Source organism: Pseudolysinimonas sp. (genome assembly GCF_049651805.1).
In the GTDB taxonomy this organism is placed as follows: Bacteria; Actinomycetota; Actinomycetes; order Actinomycetales; family Microbacteriaceae; genus Pseudolysinimonas_A.
In genome coordinates this window covers 33863-54987 of sequence record NZ_JBASCU010000036.1, presented here as the reverse complement: position 1 = coordinate 54987, position 21125 = coordinate 33863, and the positions used below count along the sequence as shown (strand labels likewise).

Annotated in this window: 22 protein-coding genes and 1 tRNA gene; 11 read left to right on the top strand and 12 right to left on the bottom strand. The window is 69.1% G+C overall.

From position 1 onward, the window contains the following. The first annotated feature begins 2 nt into the window (after positions 1-2). The 6 genes from WBL06_RS09325 to WBL06_RS09300 all read left to right on the top strand — a co-directional run bounded on the left by WBL06_RS09325 (position 3) and on the right by WBL06_RS09300 (position 5476). A complete protein-coding gene (locus WBL06_RS09325) occupies positions 3-572 on the top strand; it encodes a TRAP transporter small permease (RefSeq protein ID WP_424455717.1) in 570 nt (189 codons plus the stop codon). Further along, complete coding sequence (locus WBL06_RS09320) at positions 569-1843, top strand: TRAP transporter large permease (protein ID WP_424455716.1); 1275 nt, start codon at positions 569-571, stop codon at positions 1841-1843. Before WBL06_RS09325 ends, WBL06_RS09320 begins: the two co-directional genes overlap by 4 nt. 2 nt (positions 1844-1845) lie before the next feature. Further along, complete coding sequence (locus WBL06_RS09315; protein ID WP_424455735.1) at positions 1846-2748, top strand: shikimate dehydrogenase; 903 nt, start codon at positions 1846-1848, stop codon at positions 2746-2748. A 64-nt stretch (positions 2749-2812) separates the two neighbouring features. Then, positions 2813-3796 (top strand): DctP family TRAP transporter solute-binding subunit, encoded by a 984-nt coding sequence (locus WBL06_RS09310; RefSeq protein ID WP_424455715.1) that lies wholly within the window; start codon positions 2813-2815, stop codon positions 3794-3796. A gap of 11 nt (positions 3797-3807) precedes the next feature. After that, a complete protein-coding gene (locus WBL06_RS09305; protein ID WP_424455714.1) occupies positions 3808-4779 on the top strand; it encodes a phosphotriesterase family protein in 972 nt (323 codons plus the stop codon). A 58-nt stretch (positions 4780-4837) separates the two neighbouring features. Beyond that, complete coding sequence (locus tag WBL06_RS09300) at positions 4838-5476, top strand: TetR/AcrR family transcriptional regulator (RefSeq protein WP_424455713.1); 639 nt, start codon at positions 4838-4840, stop codon at positions 5474-5476. A gap of 23 nt (positions 5477-5499) precedes the next feature. On the opposite strand, the gene WBL06_RS09295 is transcribed toward WBL06_RS09300, so the two are convergent. After that, the gene (locus WBL06_RS09295; protein WP_424455712.1) at positions 5500-7836 is read right to left on the bottom strand and encodes an MMPL family transporter; all 2337 of its coding nucleotides are present in this window, start codon (positions 7834-7836) and stop codon (positions 5500-5502) included. Between the two features lie 132 nt (positions 7837-7968). On the opposite strand from WBL06_RS09295, the gene WBL06_RS09290 reads away from it, so the two are divergent. After that, positions 7969-8577: a TetR/AcrR family transcriptional regulator gene (locus WBL06_RS09290; protein ID WP_424455711.1), complete on the top strand. Its 609-nt coding sequence runs from the start codon at positions 7969-7971 to the stop codon at positions 8575-8577. Here WBL06_RS09290 and WBL06_RS09285 read toward each other — a convergent pair. After that, a complete protein-coding gene (locus WBL06_RS09285; RefSeq protein WP_424455710.1) occupies positions 8531-9517 on the bottom strand; it encodes a PHP domain-containing protein in 987 nt (328 codons plus the stop codon). The two genes, WBL06_RS09290 and WBL06_RS09285, sit on opposite strands and share 47 nt — an antisense overlap. A 31-nt stretch (positions 9518-9548) precedes the next feature. Beyond that, on the bottom strand, positions 9549-10508 hold the full coding sequence (locus WBL06_RS09280) for a hypothetical protein (protein WP_424455709.1): 960 nt from the start codon (positions 10506-10508) through the stop codon (positions 9549-9551). Positions 10509-10570: 62 nt separating this feature from the next. Here WBL06_RS09280 and WBL06_RS09275 point away from each other — a divergent pair. After that, positions 10571-10652, top strand: a tRNA-Leu gene (locus WBL06_RS09275). 18 nt (positions 10653-10670) lie between these two features. Here the strand turns inward: WBL06_RS09275 and WBL06_RS09270 are convergent. Further along, positions 10671-11003, bottom strand: coding sequence for a hypothetical protein (locus WBL06_RS09270; protein WP_424455708.1), 333 nt, complete (start codon positions 11001-11003; stop codon positions 10671-10673). A gap of 121 nt (positions 11004-11124) precedes the next feature. Here WBL06_RS09270 and WBL06_RS09265 point away from each other — a divergent pair, with 121 nt between their 5' ends. Next, the gene (locus tag WBL06_RS09265; RefSeq protein WP_424455707.1) at positions 11125-11895 is read left to right on the top strand and encodes a DedA family protein; all 771 of its coding nucleotides are present in this window, start codon (positions 11125-11127) and stop codon (positions 11893-11895) included. 348 nt (positions 11896-12243) lie between these two features. Here WBL06_RS09265 and WBL06_RS09260 read toward each other — a convergent pair whose 3' ends face one another. Then, complete coding sequence (locus WBL06_RS09260) at positions 12244-13161, bottom strand: cation diffusion facilitator family transporter (RefSeq protein ID WP_424455706.1); 918 nt, start codon at positions 13159-13161, stop codon at positions 12244-12246. Positions 13162-13302: 141 nt separating this feature from the next. Between WBL06_RS09260 and WBL06_RS09255 the strand changes: the two genes are divergently transcribed. Next, positions 13303-13470 carry a hypothetical protein gene (locus WBL06_RS09255; RefSeq protein WP_424455705.1) on the top strand — a complete coding sequence of 56 codons (168 nt, stop codon included), beginning with the start codon at positions 13303-13305 and terminating at the stop codon, positions 13468-13470. On the opposite strand, the gene rdgB is transcribed toward WBL06_RS09255, so the two are convergent. From rdgB to murI, 3 genes are read right to left on the bottom strand one after another with little or no spacing between them, the layout of a single operon-like run. Then, entirely contained in the window at positions 13461-14039 is a 579-nt protein-coding gene (gene rdgB / locus WBL06_RS09250) for an RdgB/HAM1 family non-canonical purine NTP pyrophosphatase (protein WP_424455704.1), read from the bottom strand. The genes WBL06_RS09255 and rdgB overlap by 10 nt on opposite strands. Further along, a complete protein-coding gene (gene rph / locus WBL06_RS09245) occupies positions 14036-14770 on the bottom strand; it encodes a ribonuclease PH (RefSeq protein WP_424455703.1) in 735 nt (244 codons plus the stop codon). Before rph ends, rdgB begins: the two co-directional genes overlap by 4 nt. Then, positions 14767-15654, bottom strand: a complete 888-nt coding sequence (gene murI, locus WBL06_RS09240; RefSeq protein ID WP_424455702.1) for a glutamate racemase — start codon at positions 15652-15654, stop codon at positions 14767-14769. Before murI ends, rph begins: the two co-directional genes overlap by 4 nt. Before the next feature lie 55 nt (positions 15655-15709). Between murI and WBL06_RS09235 the strand changes: the two genes are divergently transcribed. Then, the gene (locus WBL06_RS09235; RefSeq protein WP_424455701.1) at positions 15710-17002 is read left to right on the top strand and encodes a nicotinate phosphoribosyltransferase; all 1293 of its coding nucleotides are present in this window, start codon (positions 15710-15712) and stop codon (positions 17000-17002) included. 79 nt (positions 17003-17081) lie between these two features. Here the strand turns inward: WBL06_RS09235 and WBL06_RS09230 are convergent, their stop codons facing one another. The 4 genes from WBL06_RS09230 to WBL06_RS09215 all read right to left on the bottom strand — a co-directional run bounded on the left by WBL06_RS09230 (position 17082) and on the right by WBL06_RS09215 (position 21047). Continuing rightward, positions 17082-17972 carry a hypothetical protein gene (locus WBL06_RS09230; RefSeq protein WP_424455700.1) on the bottom strand — a complete coding sequence of 297 codons (891 nt, stop codon included), beginning with the start codon at positions 17970-17972 and terminating at the stop codon, positions 17082-17084. A gap of 155 nt (positions 17973-18127) precedes the next feature. Further along, entirely contained in the window at positions 18128-18400 is a 273-nt protein-coding gene (locus WBL06_RS09225) for a DUF3039 domain-containing protein (RefSeq protein WP_424455699.1), read from the bottom strand. Positions 18401-18444: 44 nt separating this feature from the next. Beyond that, a complete protein-coding gene (locus WBL06_RS09220) occupies positions 18445-20070 on the bottom strand; it encodes a hypothetical protein (RefSeq protein ID WP_424455698.1) in 1626 nt (541 codons plus the stop codon). Next, the gene (locus tag WBL06_RS09215; RefSeq protein WP_424455697.1) at positions 20046-21047 is read right to left on the bottom strand and encodes an ABC transporter ATP-binding protein; all 1002 of its coding nucleotides are present in this window, start codon (positions 21045-21047) and stop codon (positions 20046-20048) included. The genes WBL06_RS09220 and WBL06_RS09215 overlap by 25 nt, the downstream gene beginning before the upstream one ends. Between the last annotated feature and the right edge of the window lie 78 nt (positions 21048-21125).

Sequence of the window (21125 nt, the reverse complement as noted above, 5' to 3'; positions counted from 1 at the left end):
CCGTGACCGGAAACGAGCCACCCCCCGTCGAGCGCTTCCCCGCTCTGAGGCGGATCGGGCGCGTGATCGGCTTCGTCGAGATCGCCTTCGGGGCGCTCACCCTGCTCGGTATCGCCATTCTCGTGCTGACGCAGGCGGCCCAGCGCTACCTGCCGTTCGAAGGCTTCGCCTGGACCGGCGAGATCGCGCGATTCTCCCTCGTCTGGCTGACCTTCGCCGTCATCGGTGTGCTCGTCACGACGCGGGGGCACATCGCCCTCGAGATCGCCGACGCGCTGCCGAAGCCGGCACTCGTGCGGATCGTGCAGGTGCTCTCGCTGGTGATCGTCGCGGCGGTCGGCGTCGGCTTGACCGTCGAGGCGGCCAACCTGGTCGCGACCCAAGGCATCGTGAAGTCGCCGGTGCTGCGCATCCCGATGTCGTTGGTCTACATCCCGGTGTTGCTCGGCGCGATCAGCACGGCGGTGCGCGCGCTGATCAGCGCCATCGACATCGCCCTGCACGGTCCGATCCTGCGTGACGACGAGTCGACCGACGCTGAGTCGACCAACGCTGAGGCGGCGTCCGCATGATGCTCGCACTCCTCGGCCTCGCGATCGCAGTGCTGCTGGTCATCCGGGTTCCCGTCGCTTTCGCCTTCCTCGGCCCGTCTCTCGTGTACATGGCGCTCGTCGGCCAGTCGACCGGCGCGGCCTTGCGGCTCGTGACCAATGCCGCGGCGAGCTTCCCGCTGCTCGCGGTGCCGCTCTTCGTGCTGCTCGGCGCTCTCGCCAACCACGCCGGCATCGCCGAACGGCTCTTCCGGTTCGCCCAGGCCGTGCTCGCCAAGGTGCGCGGCAACCTCGGGTATGTCGCCATCGGCACGAGCGTCGGGTTCTCGTGGATGAGCGGCTCCGCCGTCGCCGACGCCGCCGCGCTCGGCAAGGTGCAGATCCCCGCGATGATCAAGGCCGGCTACGGCCGGCGCTTCGCGACCGGGCTGTCGTCGGCCGCCGCCCTCATCGCCCCCGTCATGCCGCCGAGTATCCCCGCGGTGATCTTCGCCGGCCTCGCGGCCGCGTCGACCGGCGCGCTGTTCGCAGCATCCGTCATCCCGGCCCTGGTGATGGCGGTCGGGCTCTGCGTCGTCGTCTTCATCCTCGTGCGCCGCAACCCCGCGTTGCGCAGCGGGCGGTTCGATAAGGCCGAATTCATGGCGTCGACCAAGGGCGTCATCCTGCCGCTTTTCGCTCCGTTCGTCATCCTCGGCGGCATCCTCGGTGGATTTTTCACCCCCACCGAAGCCGCAGCCGTCGGAGCCGCGTACATCCTGCTCGTCGGCATCGTGCAGCGGTCGCTCACGCTGAAGGGCTTTCTCGAGGCGCTCAAAGAGACGGCGCTCACTACCGGCAGCATCATGCTCATCGTCGCGTCGGCGTCGCTGCTCGGCTACATCCTGGCCCGCGAGCGGCTGCCCCAGATGCTCACCGAGCTGCTGTTCACGATCACGAGCAGCCCGATCATGTTCCTCGCCCTGGTGGCGGTGCTCATGCTCATCCTCGGCACCGTCATCGACGCCACGGCGATCCTCGTGCTGGTGACGCCGATCCTGCTGCCGATCGCCCTCAAATACGAGGTGAACCCCATCGTGCTCGGCGTGCTCATGATCGTTTCGCTCATGATCGGCCTGCTCACCCCGCCGGTCGGCACCGTGCTGTTCGTCACCGCGACCGTGTCGAAAACTCCGGTCGGTGAGGTATTCCGCGGCGCGCTGCCGTTCCTCGTGCCCCTCGTCGTCACGATGATCCTCATCATCGTCTTCCCCGACGCGGTGATGTGGCTTCCGGGGGTGCTCGGCCTGTGACGATGCACGCCCCGCCGACGCAGCGTCGCGCGATGCTCATCGCCCTCATCGGCGAAGGTGTCGCCCCGTCGCTGACCCCGGCGATGCACGAGCTCGAGGGCGCCCGGCACGGGATGCACTACGTGTACCGCACGGTCGAACTCGCCCCCGGAGAGGGCACCGCCGAACGGATGCGCGAGATTCTCGACGCCGCCCGCGACATGGGATTCAACGGGCTCAACATCACCCACCCCGTCAAGCAGACCGTCGTGCCGCTGCTCGACGAGCTGGCACCGAGTGCGGAGGCGGTCGGCGCGGTGAACACCGTCGTGTTCCACGACGGCCGCATCGCCGGGCACAACACCGACGTCACCGGTTTCGGGGCCGCCTTCGACGAGGCGCTCGCCGACCTCCCGCGCGAGCGCGTTGTGCTCCTCGGTTCCGGAGGTGCGGGCGCCGCGGTGGCGAGCGCGCTTGTCGACCGCGGTGTCGGCGACCTGGTGATCGTGGATGCCGATGCGGCTCGCGCGACCGACCTCGCCGCATCCGTCGCGCGCTTGGCACCCGGCCGGGTGCGTTCCGCGCCCCTCGACGGGCTGCCCGCCCTGCTGACGTCGGCCGACGGCGCCGTCAACGCCACCCCGGTCGGGATGGCCGGCCACCCCGGCGCCCCGTTCGACGTCGCTCTGCTCGGCAACGGCGCGTTCGTCGCCGACATCGTCTACCGACCGAGCGAGACGCGCCTGCTGCGCGACGCCGACGAGCGCGGCCTGCGCGTGATGGCCGGACTCGGAATGGCGATGCATCAGGCCGCCGACGCGTTCGAGATCTTCACCGGAGAACCCGCCGATCGGCAGGCGATGCTCGCCGATCTTCAGAACCTGGTCGCCGCCGAGCGACCGGCACCCCGCCCCCGTGGCACCTGAAATCCAGTGGCACCAGAAAAAGAGGAGAACAGTGATGGCGCAACACACAACGAAGTGGTTTGCAGTGGCCGCAATTCCGGCCCTGCTGCTGGCCGCCTGCACCACGGCCCCGACCGACGAGGGGTCGGGCGATGAGCAGACGTTCGAGCTCACGCTCGCTCACAGCTACACCGAAGCGCAGCCCCAGCACCGGTGTGGCGCTCAGGTGATCGCCGACGAGGTCGCAGCGGCCGACGTGGGTCTCACGATCGAGATCTTCCCGAGCAGCCAGCTCGGGGGCGACGCCGACCGCATCGCGTCGGTCGCCTCGGGCGACATCGACATCGACATCCAGGGCGCCTCCGCGCTCGGGGCGGTCTACGAACCGATCAGCGTGCTCGACGCCGCCTACGCCTTCGACGACGCCGATCACCTGGCGGCGTTCATGGCGAGCGAAGAGTCCGACGTGTTGACCGCCGGATTCGCCGAAGCAGCGGGCGTGTACACGCTCGGTGCCTGGTCGGCGGGAGCGCGGCACTTCACCGCGAACACGCCGATCCGCACCCCCGAAGACCTCGCGGGCCTGCGGATGCGATTCCCCGGTTCGCCGCAGTACCTGATGAACGCGCGGGCGCTCGGCGCCACCGCGACGGAGGTCGCGTATGAGGAGCTCTACCTCGCGCTGCAGCAGGGCACGGTGGACGGCCAGGAGAACCCGATCACCAATATCGTGGCGTCGAACCTGGTCGAGGTGCAGGACTACATCAGCATGAGTGCTCACCAGCTCAACACGAACCTGGTGATCATGAGCTCGAAGTGGAACGACCTGAGCGAGCGCCAGCAGGAGGCCCTCACCGCGGCCGTCGTGACCGCCGTCGAGAACGTCACGGAGTGCATCGCCGAAGACGAGGAGACCATCCTCGCCGAGTGGCGCGAGGGAGGCGAATGGGAGGTCATCGAGGATGTCGACCGTGACGCCTTCCAGGAGCGCGCCGTGGCGTACCTCGAAGAGAACTTCACGGGCGAAGCGCTCGAGATCTTCCAGGCGATCCGCGCGACGAGCGACTGACTCAACCGGAAATGACGAAGGTCGTGTCGGCCGTCACCGGAGAGGTGGCGGCCGACCGGCTTGCGACGACCCTCATGCACGAGCACCTGTTCGTGCGCAGCCCCGACCTCGACCGGGCGCTGCCCGACCCGGAGTGGGATGAGGAGACGGCCGTCGACCGGGCCGTCGCCGGCCTCGAGCGGCTGCACGCGCTCGGGGTGCGAACGGTCGTCGATCTGACGGTTCTCGGTCTCGGGCGCGACGTCGCGCCCGTTCGCCGAGTCGCCGAGCGCAGCCCCGTGCAGATCGTGGTCGCGACCGGGTACTACTCGGATGCGGCCCTTCCCCCGGCGCTGCGCCTTCGCGGCCCGGGACTTCTCGTCGACGGATCCGATCCGCTGCTCGAGCTGTTCGTGCGTGATATCGAGCAGGGCATCGAGGGCACCGGAGTCCGGGCGGGCATCATCAAGATCACCTCGGATGCCGCCGGCATCACCCCCGACCTGGCGCGGGTCTTTCGGGCCGCCGCGATGGCGCACCAGCAGACGGGCGTGCCGATCACCACCCACTCGCATGCGGCATCCGGCGGCGGTCGCGAGCAGCAGCGGATGCTGACCGGCCTGGGGGTCTCGCCCGACCGCATCATCATCGGGCACAGTTGCGACACCACCGACCTCGCCTACCTGCGCGATCTCGCCGACAACGGCTCGGTGCTCGGCTTCGACCGCTTCGGCATGGAACACATCCACTCCGACGAACTGCGCATCACCACACTGCTCGCGCTGCTCGACGCGGGTTACGCCGATCGCATCGTGCTGTCACACGACGCCGCGATCTACAGCCGGGTCACCCCGCCGTCGTGGCGCGCAGTGCACACGCCGAATTGGCATATGGAGTACCTCTTCACCACCGTGATCCCGCGCCTGCGTGGCGAGGGTGTCGACGACGAACTGCTCGGGCTCATGCTGATCGACACGCCGCGGCGGCTGCTCGCCCGTGCCTGAAGTCGGTGCCCGACGTCTCTGCCGTGGGATGCCTCGACGCCGAACTAGGGTGTGACTCGTGACCTCACCGCCGATCCGCCAACGCGACCGCGAGCGGACCCGCGCCGAGTTGCTCGAGGTGGCGACGACGACGTTCGCCGAGTCGGGCTACTCCGGCACCCGGGTCGACGAGATCGCCGAGCGCACGCGCACGACGAAGCGGATGATCTACTACTACTTCGGCGGCAAGGAGCAGCTGTACCTGGCGGTTCTCGAGAAGGCGTATCGCGGCATCCGAGAGGCGGAGCGCAAGTTGGGGGTCGGCGACCTCGAACCCACCGAGGCGGTGCGGCGCATCGCCGAGCTCACCTACGACCACCACCTCAACCACAGCGAGTTCATTCGCCTCGTGACGATCGAAAACATCCATCGCGGTGCCTTCATCCGTCGGCTCGAGTCTCTGCGCGAACTCAACCAGCCCGCCCTCGGCCTGCTCGACGAGGTGCTCGAACGCGGGCGGGCGGCGGGCCTGTTCCGGTCGGATGTCGACGCTCTCGACGTGCACCTGGTGATCAGCTCGTACTGCTTCTTCCAGGTCGCCAACCAGTACACCTTCGGCTACCTGTTCGACCGCGACCTGCTCGACCCGGCTCGGCGCGATCACCTGCGCGGCATGATCGGCGACGTCGTCGTCGCCTGGCTGACCGCCACGGCGTAGCCGCATACGCGGCGTGTCTGACCTCAACGGTGCTGAGCGGGCGACTTCACCGGCAGTGAGGGCGACCCAGCGCGCTGACCCGCCGGCACGGTGTGCACGCCGGGCCGCAGAGCTGGACGCTCAAGCGAGGCGCCCTCCACGTCGACATCGGGAAGCATGCGATCGAGCCATTTCGGCATCCACCAGGCGAAACGGCCCAACAGGTGCATGAGCGCCGGCATGAGCAGCAGCCGCACCACGAACGCGTCGAACAGCACTCCGATAGCCATGCCGAACCCGAGAGGGCGCACCATCGCGAGGTGGCTGAAGACGAACCCACCGAACACCGAGATCATGATGATCGCCGCGGCGATGACAACCGCGCGGGCGCTGCGAACGCCCACGGTGACGGCAACCCGAGCGGGGGCACCGTGCACGAACGCCTCGCGCATGCCCGAGCCGATGAAGAGTTGGTAGTCCATCGCGAGCCCGAACAGCACACCGGTGAGGATGATCGGCGCGAAGTTGAGCACCGGCCCCGGGTCGTGCACCCCGAAGATTTCGCCGAACCAACCCCACTGGTAGATCGCGGTGACGGCGCCGAGGGCGGCGAACAGCGATAGCAGGAACCCGCCGGTGGCGATGAGCGGCACGAGGATCGACCGGAACACGATGACCAGGATGATGAGCGACAGCCCGATGACGATCGCCAGGTAGATCGGCAGGGCGTCGGCGATCGTCTGCGAGATGTCGATGTTGCCGCTCGCGGCACCGGCGACACCGAGTTGGATGTCACCGTGGTCGGCCGAGTCGATCGGCGACAGTCCGCGCAGTGCGCCGACGAGTTCCTCGGTCGAGACGCTCGACGGGCCATCGACCGGCACCACGCGGAAGGCGAGCAGTCCACCGTCAGCCGCTACGCCGGCGGGCGAGACAGCCACGACATCCTGCTGGGCCATCAGCACGTCTTCGATCTGCACCTGCAGGTCCATCACCGCGACCTGGTCGTCGGCGTCGACGGCGGTCTCGGGCTCCGCGACCACCACGAGGGTGCCGTTGGTGCCGGCGCCGAACTCCTCGGCGACGATCGAGTAGGCGCGGTACTGGGTCGAATCCTCAGGCTCGGATGAGCCGTCGGGTAGCCCGAGGCGCAGCGACAGCGCGGGGATGGCGGCGACGAGCAGGATGCCGACAGCCGCCACGACGGCGACGATCGCCCGCCAGGTGGGCATGGCCTTCGGTGCCAACGCGACGTGGTCCGGGTGCCCGATCTTCGCCCGCGCCCGCTTGCTCAGCACGCGCAGGCCGACGAGGCCGAGCAGCGCTGGCGTGAAGGTCACGGCGACGAGCACGGCGATGAGCACGCACGCGGCGGCGACCGTTCCCATGACCCCGAGGAACGGGATGCCGGTGACGTTGAGCGCGAGCAGCGCGATGACGACGGTGGCGCCGGCGAAGACGACGGCGTTGCCGGCCGTGCCGTTCGCGAGCGCGATCGACTCCCGCACGTCGGCTCCTGCCTTCAGCTGGCGGCGGTGTCGGTTGATGATGAAGAGGGTGTAGTCGATGCCGACGGCGAGCCCGAGCATCACCCCGAGCACGGGAGTGACCGACGCCATCTCGACGACGCCCGAGAAGGCGAGCGAGCCGGCGACGCCGACCCCGACGCCCAGGACCGACGAGACGAGCGGCAGCGACGCCGGGATGAGCGCTCCCAGCATCACGACGAGCACGAGAGCCGCGGCGAGCAGCCCGACGACCTCGCCGACCCCGACCAGACCTTCGAGGGAGTTCGCGATCTCGCTCGAGTACTCGATCGTAACGCCATCGATTCCGGCGTCGTCGAGTTCGGCGGCGACGGCGTTCTTCACCTCGGGGGCGAGGTCGGTGAGGGTGTCGTCGAAGACGACGGCGGCGACCGCGGTAGATCCGTCGTCGCTCACGGTGCGGATTTCGCTCGCGAAGTCGTACAGGGTCGCCGCGTTCTCGAGTCCTGGTGCTCCCGAGGCGAGCTGCTGCTCCAGTGCAGCCTGCTGCAGCGCCGTGTCGAACGGGTCGACGGCCGTGGCGACGCCGTCGATGTCACCGGTCGAGGCGATCACGCTCGAGATCTCGGCCTGCTGCTCCGCGGTGAACGCGCCACCGTCGTCGGTCTGGAACACGACGGTTCCCACCGCGCCGCCCACGCCATCCAGCTCGGCGCTCAGTTTGTCGGTGACTTGCTGCGTGGGGGTGTTCGGGATGCTGAACCCCGTCGCGAGCTGCGCTCCGCTGAACAGGTAGGCGCCGCCAGCGGCAGCGAGAGCGAGCACCCAACCGACGATGACGAGCCAGGGACGACGGGCGGAGAACCGGCCGAGACGTGCGAGTAGTCGAGCCACCACGGAGCCTTTCAACGAGAAGAACGGGATGCACTCCATCGGGCGTTCTCGACACTATCCGACAGTTGTTGGAAACACGACGAATGTCGGCAAATTCGCAGCCTCCGGGCACCTCCCTGACACAATCGGTGCATGGACCCCCGCATCGCGCGTACCCGGAAGAGCCTCCAGGAGGCGCTCTTCGACCTCGCGCGTGAGCGCGGCCTCGACGACATCTCGATCGCCGACATCGCAGAGCGCGCCGGGGTGAACCGCAGCAGCTTCTACCAGCACTACTCCGACAAAGACACGCTGTTGGCCGACGCGATCGACGCGGCCGCCGCCGGGGCGGGCGCCGACATCCCCGAGGTTCGCGAGATCACCGTCGACGCGCCGGCGGTGCTCGTGCACTACCTCCGGCACGTCGAAGAGAACGCCGCCGTCTACGCGCGGGTGTTCGGCAGCCGCGGCTCGCCCGCTGCCGCCGCCCGCTTGCGCGCCCGCATCGAGTCGATAGCGGCGGCCGCCGTGGCGGAGCGCCCCGACATGTTCGACGACATCCCGATCGATGTGCGCGCCGCGGGCCTGTCGGGTTCGGTGATGGGCGTACTCGAGGCCTGGCTCGCGCGCGACCCGCGACCGGCGGTCGAGGTCGCCGTGTCGTGGATGTGGCGGATGCTGCTCGGGCCGATCGGTTTGGTCCCGGGTGAGGTCGCTACCGGCCCGTCCAGGCGAGCAACTCCGCCAGCGGCCAGGTCGTGACGATGCGTTCGGCGGGAACCCCCATCCGCTCCGCCCGCTCCGCGCCGTAGTCGAGCAGCGACAGCTGCCCCGGCGCGTGCGCGTCGGAGTCGATCGAAAACAGACACCCGGCATCCAGCGCCACCTGGATGAGCTCGTCGGGCGGGTCCTGCCGCTCGGGGCGCGAGTTGATCTCGACCGCGACCCGACGCTCCGCGCACTCCGCGAACACCGCCGCCGCGTCGAAGGTCGACCCGGGCCTGGTGCCCCGCGATCCTTCGACCAGTCGCCCGGTGACGTGCCCGAGCACATCGGTGTGCGGGTTGCGGATCGCCCCCAGCATCCGCTTCGTCATCTCCTTCGGGTCGGACTTCAGCTTGCTGTGCACGCTGGCGACCACGACATCCAGCTTGCCCAGCATCTCGTCGGTCTGGTCGAGCGTGCCGTCTTCGTTGATGTCGACCTCGATGCCTTTCAGCAGGGTGAAGCCGTCATCGCGGAAGGTCTCGACGATGGCGAGCTGCTCCTCGAGCCGCTCCGCCGACAGGCCGCGCGCGATCGTCAGCCGCGGCGAGTGGTCGGTGAGGGCGAGGTACTCGTGCCCCAACCGAAGCGCCGAGGCGACCATCAGGTCGATGGAGGTCGTGCCGTCGCTCCATTCCGAATGCGCGTGCAGGTCGCCGCGCAGTTTCGTGCGCAGCTCGCTCTGCTTCGGCCCGTTGTCGCCGCGCAGCCGCTCGAGATAGTCGGGCACCTCGCCGGCGAGCGCCTGCTGGATGACCAGATAAGTGGAGTCGCCGATGCCCGGCTGCGCCTTCAGCCGCACCGGGTCGTTCAGGATGGCGCGGTCGAGGTTCGCGATCGTCTCCCCCGCGGTGCGGAACGCCTTCGACTTGTACCGTGACGAACGTTCCCGCTCGAGCAGGTACGCGATCTCGGTCAGCGCGTCGAGGGGATCCACCCGTCAAGTCTGCGCTAGCTCAGCGGCGGCGCTAGCTCAGGGCCTGCCCGTAGGCGGCGCCGAGCTTCCAGTCGCTCATGATGCGCCCCATCCAGCGCTTGTTCGCCGCCTCCCACTCCCCTGCGGGCACGCCGTGGCGCTGCGCGACCTCGTCGGCGGGAGTCGTCGGGTCGTCGCGGATGGCGACGGTTGCGGCGAGAAAGGTCTCCCAGGTCACCGGATCCTCGGCCGCCGGGCCGGCGTTCATGTCGAAGCCCGCCGCGGCTCCGGTTGACGCGGCCACCTTCGCCTGCAGACGGTCGATGAGCCCGGCCTTGCCGAACCCCGGGTGGGAGTTGCTGTCGCCCGCCCCCATGACGGAGCCCGACTCGGCGGTGTTGACGATCCCGCCCCCGAGCGCGGCGACCCCGACGCCCGGCACCGCGACGGCGGCGGCGGGCCAGTCGATGCGGATCTTGCGCGCATCCCGCGGATGCTGCAGCGCCGGCAGCTTGTCGCCCGCCGCGCCGAGGTGGCTGGCATAGAAGGGCACGACGTACTTGTCGACGAGCGCCTCGGTGCCGTCGCTGAACCGCACCTTCGCCTGCGCGACGGTCGCGAGTCCGAGCATGGCCGACCGCGAGCCGAGGTCGAGGACTTCCGCCTGACCGCTGGCCCAACCGCCCCGCGGCGGACCGTCGATCTTGTCCTCGATCCCGGCGGCCGGTGGCTTCACCGACTTCCAGCGGCGCTCGACGGGCGCCCCCCAGCGGATGACTGCGGCCTTGCCGTTCCGGTGCACGGTCACCGGCATCCCGAGTCGCACGTCCTGAAGCGGAGACAGTCGCTGGCGGATGCCGAGAATCTCGCCGCCGACCTCGACCGCGTAGTCCTCGAGGTCGATGGTCGACTCGTCTTCACTCACCTGAGATCGGCGGATGCCGACGATCTTGCCCTCGACCGGGGCGCCCGCTTGCCACACCTTCATGAACGACGGTCCGAAGAGGCCCATGCGCACACCGTAGTGACCGGCGACGGTGGTGACAACGCCTGCCTTCGTAGACTGTCGGAAGCGCGGGAGTGGTGAAACTGGCAGACACGCAGGATTTAGGTTCCTGTGCCGAAAGGCGTGTGGGTTCGAGTCCCACCTTCCGCACGGCAGGGGTGTTGCACCCTACAACTGGTCGGATGGCGTGTCGAGATCGGGCACTTCGTCCCACGGAAGCACGTTCGGCGGGCGTTCGAGCAGCCCGATGCGCCTCTCGATGTCGACCAGGAACTCCTCGTTGACGACCTCGTCGGGATCACCGGTGGGTTCCACCATGATCTGGCTCGACGGGCCCAGCAGCATCTGGAAGTCGCCCTCCACCCCGTCGACCGTGCGACCCGGCACCTTGATCGAGACGGCGTCGTCGGCATGAGCAAGCGCTGCCGCGTAGCGCAAGAGGGCATGAGCGATCGCGGTCCCCGTGAAGATCGTGCCGCCCGCATAGTCAAGACGCATCATGAGACCACGCTCACATAGACGCCGCGGCGAGAAAAGCCCCTTGCATCGCGAAGGGCTATCCGGCAAGCGCCGGGGGCTTACCCCCGGGCGACGTGCAGATCGGCCCGATACGCTGAGGGCCATGCTCAGTCTTCCCGCCGTCGCCACCGGACTCATCCCCTGGCTCGACCCGGCCGCGATCATCCAAGCTGCCGGACCGTGGGCGCTGCTCGTGGTGTGCCTCATCGTCTTCGCCGAGACGGCGCTGCTGGTCGGCTTCATCCTTCCCGGTGACACCCTGCTGGTGATCACGGGGCTGCTGACCTTCACCGGCACGATGACGGCGAGCCAGGCGGGAATCCTCATCCCGATCTGGCTGGTGTCCCTCTCCATCGCGGTGGCGGCGTTCGCCGGCGGTGAGGTGGGGTACCTCATCGGCCACAAGGCGGGCCCGCGCATCTTCGAGCGACGCGAGAGCGGCTTCTTCTCGAAAGACAACGTCATCCGCACCAACAAGTTCTTCGACCGCTTCGGGCCGCTCGCCGTGATCATCGCGCGCTTCGTGCCGGTGGTGCGCACCATCACCCCGATCGCCGCGGGCGTCGGGCACATGAACTACCGCAAGTACTCGCTCTACAACGCGATCGGCGCGCTCATCTGGGGTGCCGGGCTCACCTTCGCCGGCTTCCTGCTTGGGTTCATCCCGCCCATCGCCGACTTCGTCACCGAGTACATCGACCTCATCCTGCTGTTCGCGGTCGCCTGCGCGATCGTGCCCACCGTCTATCACTACGTGAAGTCGTCGCTGAAGGCGCGCAGGGCCCGGCGTCTCGGCGCCGAGCCGCTCGACGACTCTGAGGCGATCGCCGACATCTTCGAAGAGGGTCAGACCGGCCGCGTCAAGGAGCAGTAACCCGGCGTCGCGCGGCGAGTCGCGACACCACGCCGTGCCGCGGCGCGAAGAGGAACGCGAGCGTCAACACCACCCCCTGTCGCTCTCGGGATGGTGAGCAGGGCGACGACGAACACGACCTGCATCAAGTCACCCGTCGAACCAGCACTCGACGACAGATTTCGGCACACCGAGACTTACCGATTCTTCGGGTCACCGAAATTCAGTCGATGGTCACCCAGACCGCGCGCGCCGCCTCGGCGGGCAGCAAGCTGGGAGGACGTCATCCGGTTCGGCTGCCACTCGGTGTGCCCGTAGATGACCTTGAGGTAGTTCGCGGCAACGGTCGACAGGGTGCAGGGCGACGACTCAACGATGGGCCGGCTCCTCGCGCTCGGAGTGCCCGGCCGGCTCCAGCTGGAAGGTCGAGTGCTCCACGTCGAAGTGCCCGTGCAGGCACTCGCCGAGGCGCTCCAGCATCTCGCCCGTTCGTCCGCTCGCGAAGACCTCCGGCTCGCACTCGACGTGCGCCGTGAAGACGGGGGCTCCCGAGGTGATCGCCCAGACGTGCACGTCGTGGACCGCGACGACCTCGGGTGTCTCGAGCAGGTGCTCGCGGATGAGCGCCACGTCCGTTTCCCGCGGCGCCGACTCCGTGAGCACCCGCACGACGTCGCGCAGCAACAACGCCGCGCGGGGAACGATGAGCCCGGCGATGACCAGCGACGCGATCGCGTCGGCCGCCGCGAAACCTGTCGTGATCAGCACGACCCCGGCGATCACCGCCGCGATCGAGCCGAGGAGATCACCGAGCACCTCCAGGGTCGCGCCGCGCATGTTCATCGACCGGCGGTCACCGCCGCGCAACACGAGGTAGGCGGCGACGTTGGCGAGCAGACCGATGCCGGCCACGATGAGCATCGGCATGCCGGCCGGCGCGGGCGGATCGGATTCGGTGAGGCGGCGAATCGCCTCGATCGCGACGACTACCGCGACGACGGTGAGCAGCACCCCGTTGACCAGGGCCGCGAGCACCTCGAGCCGCCGGAACCCGAAGGTGTGCCGGTCGGTCGCGGGCCGCGTCGCCCAGACACTCGCCACGAGCGCGACGAGCAGCCCGATCGCGTCGCTCGCCATGTGTCCTGCGTCAGCCAACAGCGCCAGCGACCCCGAGAAGACTCCGCCGATGACCTGCACGACGAGAACGACGGCGATGATGGCGAACGCGATCGCCAGCCGACTCCTGGTCGACGCGCCATGCCCGTGATCGTGACCCACGGCATCCATTCTCCCTGGCCATGATCGATGCATGCCCGGATCTCTGATCGAAATACGTAGACCGTACGCCGCGCATGAAGAAGTGTTGGTGATGGATGCCGGGCACGAGGCGCTCGTCGCGCTTTCGGCACTCGCGCCGACGATCGCACCGTGCGCTTCGTCGAACACCCGCCCGAGCGCTTCTCCTACCCGCCCGGGCCGGCCGACCCGGAGCCGCACACCCTGGTGACAATGGAGGTCTACCCGGGCCGTACGCTCGAGAAGAAGCAGCGCCTCTCCGCCGAGGTGGCGGAACGGTTCTCGTTCGGTCAGCCGTAGCGGCGACGCAACTCGGTCGTCAGCGCGATGAAGGCGCGGGCCCGATGGCTGTCGGCATCCTTCTCGGCGGGGCTGAGCTCGGCGGAGCTGCGGGTCTCGCCCTCGGGGCGGAAGATCGGGTCGTAGCCGAAGCCGCCCGCACCCGCGGGTTCGGTCAAGACGTCGCCCGGCCACTCGCCTCGGGCGGTGTACTCGCTCTGCACATCGACGAGAGCCGCCGCGCAGACGAACGTCGCGTTGCGATCGGCGACCCCCACGAGGTTGCGCAGGAGGAGGTTCAGGTTGGCCGCGTCGTCACGCTGGCCCGAGTAGTGCGCGGAGTCGATGCCCGGCGCGCCGCCGAGCGCTGCCACCGCGATGCCCGAGTCGTCGGCGAGCGCCGGCAGCCCAGTGTGGGCGTGGGCAGCGCGCGCCTTGATGAGGGCGTTCGCCTCGAAGGTCTCGCCGTCTTCCACCGGCGCCGGCCCGTCGTAGCCCACCAGGTCGTGCGGCCCCAGCCGGTCACCGAGGATCCGCCGCAACTCGACGACCTTGTGCGCGTTGTGCGTCGCGAGTACGAACGTGGTCACGACGCCAGGATTGCGGCTTGGATCTCGGTGAGACGTGCCGCACCGCTCCCTGCCAGCTCGAGCAGCGCATCCAGTTCGCGCTTGTCGAACGGTGCGCCCTCTGCGGTGCCCTGCACCTCGACGAAGAGCCCGCGGCCGGTCATCACGACGTTCATGTCGGTCTCGGCGCGAACGTCTTCGGTGTAGGCGAGGTCGAGCATCGGCACACCGTCGATGATGCCGACGCTGACCGCGGCGACCGAGTCGATGAGTGCCTTGGCGTTCTTGCCGATGAACCCCTTGTCGCGGCCCCACTCGACGGCGTCGGCGAGGGCGATGTAGGCGCCGGTGATCGCTGCCGTACGGGTGCCGCCGTCGGCCTGCAGCACGTCGCAGTCGATGACGATCGTGTTCTCACCGAGCGCCTTGGTGTCGATGATCGCCCGCAGGCTGCGGCCGATGAGACGCGAGATCTCGTGCGTGCGGCCGCCGATGCGGCCCTTCACGCTCTCCCGGTCGTTGCGATCGTTGGTCGCGCGCGGCAACATCGCATACTCGGCGGTGACCCAGCCTTTGCCCTTGCCGGTCAGCCAGCGGGGCACCCCATTGGTGAAGGATGCCGTGCACAGCACCTTCGTGTTGCCGAACGAGATGAGCGCGCTGCCCTCCGCCTGGGCGCTCCAGCCTCGCTCGATCGTGATCGGGCGGAGCTCGTCGGGGGTGCGGCCGTCGGCACGTGCGGTGTCGGTCATGGGGTTCCAATCGTCGGGAGCTGGATGCTGGTCTCGACCCGCCCGCTTTGCGGGCTACTCAACCCAAGCGCCTCGAAGGTGTCGACGTGCGAGACCTCGGGGCCGAGAAAGCGATGGGCGAGTTTCAGGAAGGCGGGCTTGTCGTCGCCCGTGCACTCGAAGGAGTGTCGCGGCGGGCTCGGGTCGGTGCGCTCGAGCCCGGCCGAAACGAGGCGCCCGTAGACATCCGCGGCCGTCTCCTCCGCGCTCGAGACGAGCCGCACGTCGGGGCCCATCACGTACTGGATCGCCGCCGACATCAGCGGGTAGTGGGTGCAGCCGAGCACGAGGGTGTCGACATCCGCCGCCTTCAAGGGAGCGAGGTACTGCTCGGCGGCGGCGAACAGTTCGGGGCCGCTCGTGACCCCCGCTTCGACGAACTCGACGAACCGCGGGCACGCCTGGCTGAACAGCTCGACGGTCGGAGCCGCGGCGAATGCGTCGTCGTACGCCCGCGACTGGATCGTTCCGGCCGTGCCGATCACGCCTACCCGACCGTTGCGAGTGGCGCGGGCGGCGGCTCTCACGGCGGGCTGGATGACCTCCACCACCGGAATTCCGAACCCCACCTCGTAGCGCTCGCGGGCATCCCGCAGCATTGCCGCGCTCGCGGTGTTGCATGCGATCACCAGCGCCTTCACCCCCTGCGCGACGAGATCGTCGAGCACCTCGAGGGCGTAGGCACGCACCTCGGCGATCGGTTTCGGCCCGTAAGGCGAGTGCTTCGTGTCACCGACGTACAGCACCCGCTCGTGGGGCAACTGGTCGAGGATCGCCCGTGCCACGGTGAGCCCGCCGACCCCGCTGTCGAAGACGCCGATGGGCGCGTTCGTCTGGGGGGTCACGGGTTCCAAGGGTAGTCCGCGGGGGTGCGGGGTGGCGCCGACGTAGGCTTCGGGGATGACGAGCGCGCTGCTCACCGACCGATACGAGCTGACGATGATCGAAGCGGCGCTGCGCGACGGCACCGCGGATCGGCGATGCGTGTTCGAGCTGTTCACGCGGCGACTGCCTGCGGGGCGGCGGTTCGGCGTCGTCGCCGGCACCGGCCGACTGCTCGAGCAGCTCGCCTCCTTCCGCTTCGGCGAGGCCGAAATCTCTTGGCTGCGCTCGTCGGCCGTGGTGTCGTCGTCGACGTTGGACTGGCTCGCGTCGTACTCGTTCACCGGGTCGATCGCGGGGTACCGCGAGGGGGAGGTGTACTTTCCCGGCTCACCGGTCCTCACCGTGGAAGGCACCTTCGCCGAAGCGGTCATCCTCGAGACGCTGGCCCTCAGCATCCTCAACTACGACTCCGCCGTCGCCTCCGCCGCCGCCCGCATGGTCGCCGCCGCCGACGGGCGATCACTCGCCGAGATGGGGTCGCGGCGCACGGGTGAGCGCTCCGCCGTCGCGGCCGCCCGGGCCGCCTACATCGCGGGATTCGCCGCCACTTCCAACCTCGAAGCCGGCCGCACCTGGGGCGTGCCGACGATGGGCACCGCCGCGCACTCCTACACGCTGCTGCACGACAGCGAAGAGGATGCCTTCCGCGCCCAGGTCGAGGCGATGGGCGTCGGCACCACGCTGCTGGTCGACACCTACGACATCGCGGAGGGAATCGAGACGGCGATCCGGGTGGCGGGAACGTCGCTGGGGGCGATCCGGATCGACTCGGGCGACCTCGGGATCGTGGTCGCTGACGCTCGCGCGCAACTCGACGCGCTCGGCGCCACCGGCACCCGCATCACCGTCACCAACGACCTCGACGAGTACACGATCGCCGCGCTGCGGGCCGCTCCCGTCGACTCCTACGGGGTGGGCACCTCCCTCGTCACCGGGTCGGGCTCGCCGGCATCCGGAATGGTGTACAAACTCGTCGCCCACCAATCGGCATCGGGCGAGTGGCTGCCCGTCGGAAAGCGGTCGGACGGCAAAGCGACGATCGCGGGACGCAAGGTTGCCGTGCGCACCCTCGACCACGGCGTGGCCGTCGAAGAGACCGTCTACGTCGAAGAACCCGAGTCGCTGCCGAAGCCGGGCCGCGGGCTGGTCGTCGACTTCGTGAGTGACGGTGTGGTGGATGTCGCACACACCGGCCCCGGCGGTGTGGCGTCTGCGCGCGAACACCACGCCGCCGCCATCGCAGAGTTGCCCCTGACCGCGTTCGGTCTCTCCCGCGGTGAGCCCGTCATCCCCACCGTCTACATCTGACGCGGCCGCGCCGGTCGGCTCCCGCCTGTCGGGTCGCTCGCTGGGGCTCGCTCTCTCCATCCGCGACTTTTCGCGCGGATCAAGGCTTCGGGAGGACGAATTTTGACGGATGGACGGGCCGCACCGCCACCCCACGCTCCGACAGTCGGCTGCGGACCTTCAGTGCGACGTGATGTGGATGTTCGTAGAGGTCGGTCTTGGTGATCTCGAGCGACTCCCAGTCGAGGTCCTTGATGAGCTCGCGGCGCGCGACATCCTTCGCGAACTGAGTGGGCGACCGGTGCTGATCGCCGAGGTAATCGAGACCGTAGCGGGCTGGCTCCCAGGCCAGGTCGAGCGTCGCGAGCGGGCTGATCCGGAGATTCGGCACGGGCATCGGGCAACCAGCGGAGACAAGGAGAACCCTGCAGTGGGACTCGGGTCGAGATAGCGGCCCGGGAACGGCGAATGACGCGGCGAGCCGAAGAAGCGGACCACGCAAGATGCGATGGCGAGCGACGGCGTGATGCAACTCAGCCAGTGTGGCGAGCGCGGGCTCTGAAGAGCCAAACGACGGCGTCAGGGCGAAGTCGGCTGCCGCCACCAGGTCGGGAAGGTCGAGCATGCGACCGAGCGACAACCACGTCTGGATCGGCGAGAAGACACGTAGTGGTCCGAGATCCCAGATGTCCACGTTGTCCGGATCATGTTGGTAGCCCCGCACCCCTCGGCCTGTGGGGCGAGGCCCGGAATGTGGCGAGGAGACATGCACGACGTCGCCAGGCACGGATGCGGGAAGGGGCATCCCCCAGAGGCGGGCCGCCGAAGGACCGCAGAACGCGGCATCCGGACGCATCTTCGTCGCATAGGCGTGGCACCACGCGACCGCGTCGCGCGGCGCGGTGACGCAACGCACCCCCTGGAACGGTGCCGCGAGATCTTGCGAACGCAACGCCCCGGCGCTGATCCCCTTTGCCAGGGCATCCCGCACCCTGAACGATCCCGAGAACTCAACCATCCTCGAATGGTGTCCGAAGCCGTCTCGTGAGGACGATGCCGCGGTCCATCCGTGAGTTTTCGCCCGGATCGAGGTCTGGGAAGGACGAAAAGTCGCGGATGGGGGTACGTCGGGGGACCGCTGCCCGGTCAGCCCTTCATTCGCTCGTAGATCTTCTTGCAGTCGGGGCAGACGGGGAACTTCTCGGGGTCGCGACCCGGAGTCCACTTCTTGCCGCACAGAGCGCGCACCGGCTTGCCGGTGACGGCGCTTTCGAGGATCTTCTCCTTCTGCACGTAGTGCGAGAAGCGCTCGTGGTCGCCGTCTTCGAGTTGGGAGTCTTCGAGAAGCTTCTCGAGCTCACGGTCGAGGGTGTCGGTTCCGCCTCCGACGGTGTCGGGTCCGCGATCCAGATCGGCCATGCCACCAGGGTACGGCGACACGACCCGGGCCGCACGCCCAGACCTCAGTGGCGGGCGGCGAACTCCAACAGCTCCGGAGCGCGACGGTCGAACGACGCACCCCCGGCCCGGATGCCGATCACCAGCATGAGGGCACCTGCGAAGAAGCCGGCCGCGAGCGCGACCCACGTCCAGGGCAGGTTGCCCCACTCGGGCACGTCGAGCAGGTGGAAGATTCCGGCGGCGACCGCAGGCGACGCGACGAGCAGAATGACAACGATCGACCAGAACTGGATGCCGCCTCCACTCGCGCCGGGAACCTGCGGCTGCTGGAAGGCGGCGTCGCCGGGGCGGGTCGCCGGGTAGGGGAATCGCGCCGAGATCAGACTCGACACGCCGATCCCGCCGAGCAGGATGGCGGTGCTGACGCCGAGGACGGCGGGTGTCACCCCCCAGTCGCCGTGCCCCCACGCGGTGAGCGGGGTGCCGATCAGCACAACGGGCACGCCCATCGCGAGCACCGGCAGCATCCGCCCGATCCGGTCGTGGACGCCGCGGGTGTTCGCGGCGAGGTGGGTCCACATCGCCGTCGAGTCGTAGGCGACGTCGTTGTGCAGGGTTCCCCACGCGATCAGCAGCACGACGAGCGGCAGCGGAACGAGCGCGGCGATCGGCAACGGGATGCCGCCGAGCCACATCGCGAGCAGGGTGACGATCGGTACGACCGGCAGCACGACGAGGGCCGCTCGGTACCGAGGGTCGCGGGACCAATACGTGAAGCTGCGGGCCGCGACCGCCCCGGTGGGCGTCGACGGCAGGCGTCGGAACCAGCCGGGCACGCGGGCGGCGGGCTTCTGCGGGATGCGCCGGGTTGGGCGCAGAAGGAATCCGAGCGAGATGATCCAGACCAGCGCGAGCGCGGCGATCGTCACGCCTCCCAGCCACAGGTCTTGTTCGAGCAGCGCGGTGTCGCCGGCGGCGTCGTGCGAGGGTGCTCGCCAGAATGCGCCGATCGGCAGGCGGGTCAGAGCTTCGGCGATCGCGGGATCACGGAGCGGCGCCGAGACGACGACGACGCCGAGGACGACGGGCCACCACGCTGCCGGCAGCTGCTGGGCGAGGGTCGGCACGAGGTGGGCGACGATGACGACGACGCCCCCGAGCAACAGCAGGGCCGCGACGACCCGGATGAGGGCGTTGAGCGCCGGCCGATGCAACAGCAGGGCACCGATCGCGACGCCGACCCGCGCCGCGAAGATGCCTTCGAGCACGATCAGCGGCACCGCGAGGGCGGCGGTGCCGGCCGCCGGGCCCGTCCAGATCTGCAACGGGGCGAGGGCGATCGGCACCAGCAGCAGAGCCGGTCCGACAAGTGTCGTCAGCAGTACCGCTGCGGCGATCGAGAACCGACCGAACCCGAACAGCCATAGCGCGCGCGGGTGCAGCAGATGCGACCGCACGACGAGCACCGGCACGAAGAACGCCCCCAGCGACACCAGAGCCCCCACGACGGCGACGACGCGGTGGCGGGTGACGTCGTCCAGGTTGACCGCGAGGGCGGCTCCGCCCCACAGCACCGCGACGCAGGCAGCGGCCAACACGATTCCCAGACCCGCCCAGGCTGCTGTCGCCGGCGTGCGGAACGCACTCGCCAGCAACCGAACCTTCAGTCGGAGTAGCTCTGCAACCACTCCATGCCCTCCACTGCGCCCGCGCCACCGGCGAGTTCGACGAACCGGGTCTCGAGGCTTTCGCCGTCGAGCACATCGGCGAGCGGTCCCGCCGCCAGCATCCGCCCTTCGGCGATGATCGCGACGTAGTCGCAGGTGCGCTCGATGAGCCCCATGCTGTGGCTCGACAGCAGCACCGTGCCTCCTGCCTCGGCGTACTTCTTGAGGATCGCGATGACCGACGCCGCCGACACCGGGTCGACTGACTCGAACGGTTCGTCGAGCACGAGCAGACGCGGCGAGTGGATCATCGCCGCCGCGATCGCGACCTTCTTCACCATGCCGGCGGAGTAGTCGGAGACGAACCGGTCGAGCGAGTGCCGCAGGCCGAAGGCGGCGACAAGGTCGTCGATGCGACGAGCGGTGGTCTCGCGGTCGAGCCCCCGGAGCGCGCCGGCGTGGTGCAGGAACTCTGCCCCGGTGAGACGGTCGAACAGGCGCAGGTTGTCGGGCAGCACGCCGAGCGACTTCTTGGCGACTCCCGGGTTGCGCCAGACGTCGGCTCCGTGGATGCGAACGACGCCCGAGTCGGGACGCAGCAGCCCGGTGACCATCGAGAGAGTCGTGGTCTTGCCCGCCCCGTTCGGGCCGACGAACCCGTAGAACGTTCCGGCGGGAACCTCGAGGTCGACCGAGTCCACGGCTGTCACGCCGTCGAACCTCTTGGTGAGGTTGCGCACCGAGAGCGCCGCGCTGGATGCCGGGCCGGGTTGCGTGGTCGTGCGGGCTGGGCGGCGCACCGCCTTGGGGTGACGGGATGCCTTCAGCGCGACATCGGTCGACGGTTTCGGCTCGACGACCTCTGGATCGACGACTTCGGGCTCGACGACCTCTGGATCCACAACCTCCGGCTCGACAACCTCCGGCTCGACAACCGCCGGCTCGAGAACCGCCGCTTCGGCCGATTCGGTGTCGATCTCGGCGACGACCGGCGCCAACGCGGGCTCAGGCGGGCGGGAGTTCGATGACTTCGCGCCGCGCGCGGCTCCGGGGCGCGCGGCCGCTGATCGTCCGCT

What these genes read in the sequence shown, in the direction of transcription:
- WBL06_RS09320 (WP_424455716.1), top strand. Translation starts at nt 569, where the DNA reads ATGATGCTCGCACTCCTCGGCCTCGCGATCGCAGTGCTGCTGGTCATC.
- WBL06_RS09315 (WP_424455735.1), top strand. Translation starts at nt 1,846, where the DNA reads ATGCACGCCCCGCCGACGCAGCGTCGCGCGATGCTCATCGCCCTCATC.
- WBL06_RS09305 (WP_424455714.1), top strand. Translation starts at nt 3,808, where the DNA reads ATGACGAAGGTCGTGTCGGCCGTCACCGGAGAGGTGGCGGCCGACCGG.
- WBL06_RS09290 (WP_424455711.1), top strand. Translation starts at nt 7,969, where the DNA reads ATGGACCCCCGCATCGCGCGTACCCGGAAGAGCCTCCAGGAGGCGCTC.
- WBL06_RS09280 (WP_424455709.1), bottom strand. Translation starts at nt 10,508, where the DNA reads ATGGGCCTCTTCGGACCGTCGTTCATGAAGGTGTGGCAAGCGGGCGCC.
- WBL06_RS09270 (WP_424455708.1), bottom strand. Translation starts at nt 11,003, where the DNA reads ATGATGCGTCTTGACTATGCGGGCGGCACGATCTTCACGGGGACCGCG.
- WBL06_RS09265 (WP_424455707.1), top strand. Translation starts at nt 11,125, where the DNA reads ATGCTCAGTCTTCCCGCCGTCGCCACCGGACTCATCCCCTGGCTCGAC.
- WBL06_RS09260 (WP_424455706.1), bottom strand. Translation starts at nt 13,161, where the DNA reads ATGGATGCCGTGGGTCACGATCACGGGCATGGCGCGTCGACCAGGAGT.
- rph (WP_424455703.1), bottom strand. Translation starts at nt 14,770, where the DNA reads ATGACCGACACCGCACGTGCCGACGGCCGCACCCCCGACGAGCTCCGC.
- WBL06_RS09235 (WP_424455701.1), top strand. Translation starts at nt 15,710, where the DNA reads ATGACGAGCGCGCTGCTCACCGACCGATACGAGCTGACGATGATCGAA.
- WBL06_RS09225 (WP_424455699.1), bottom strand. Translation starts at nt 18,400, where the DNA reads ATGGCCGATCTGGATCGCGGACCCGACACCGTCGGAGGCGGAACCGAC.